This is a genomic window from Traorella sp. mt218 (genome assembly GCF_055420025.1).
Window position 1 is genome coordinate 1 of sequence record NZ_JBVAYM010000057.1, and the last position, 968, is coordinate 968.

The following is a 968-nucleotide window of genomic DNA, read 5'->3' on the forward strand; positions in this document are numbered from 1 at the left end:
GAAAAAATGAAGAAAGAACTGATCAAAGATGTGACGACCTATATCTATATCACAAGGAGGAGATAAACGATGAACAAGATAGGAAAAACCATTGCCGATCTAAGAAAGGCCAACAACATGACCCAAAGCGAAGTTGCTGATATCCTTGGCGTCAGCTATCAGGCTGTCAGCAAATGGGAAAGAGATGAATCACTGCCGGATATTACCTTATTGCCTCAGATCGCTGATCTCTATCATATTTCCATCGACCAGCTGTTGCGGGGCAGCTTTGAAATGAAAGAGGAAGAGGTCGAACAGGCCAAGGAGATCGTAGAAGAAGCCACACAGGACGATACGGATGAAGCAGCAGATAAAAGCAGATATACGTTTGATTCTGACAACTTTACAGAGAACCTGACAAACTATATCAATAAAGAATTGAACGATGCCTTCACAAATGCTTTTGAGAGCCTGGCACCCTTTATGAAGCCGAAGAAGATCCATAAGGTACTGAATAAGAGAAAGATCAAATTAGGTTCATTTTCCAAATCTGCCTATGAATATCTCGACTCGGATACGATCAACGATATGATCGATTCGATCGAAGAGGTGGATGAAGATACCTATGACCAGCTGATGGAGATCGTGCCCATGTGCAATGCCGAGAACAGGGACAGGATCGTTGATCTGATCATGGAAGGGGATATGAGCAAGCTGGACATCAGTGAGATCCTGCCTTTTTTGAATAAAGCACAGATCAACCGACTGCTTGAAGGTTATCTGGAAAGTGCAGATCGGGAAGAAGCAGCTGAAAGAATCGAAGACTTCATGCCGTTTATCAATCATGAAGGAAAGGATCGGATCGTTGACTACCTGATAGAAGGGGATCTGGATGATGTGAATATCGAAGACTATCTGCCATTTTTAAATTCACCACAGAAAGATCGGATCGTATCCTGGATCACACAGCAAAAGGATCCGGTAAATAT

1 protein-coding gene is annotated in these 968 nt (G+C 42.9%); it reads left to right on the forward strand.

Features of this window, described 5'->3' with window-relative positions; genetic code table 11:
- Positions 1-69 precede the first annotated feature (69 nt).
- Positions 70-968, forward strand: an 899-nt coding sequence (locus tag ACZYT3_RS12680) for a helix-turn-helix domain-containing protein (RefSeq protein WP_464088905.1), incomplete at its 3' end; no start/stop codon positions are given.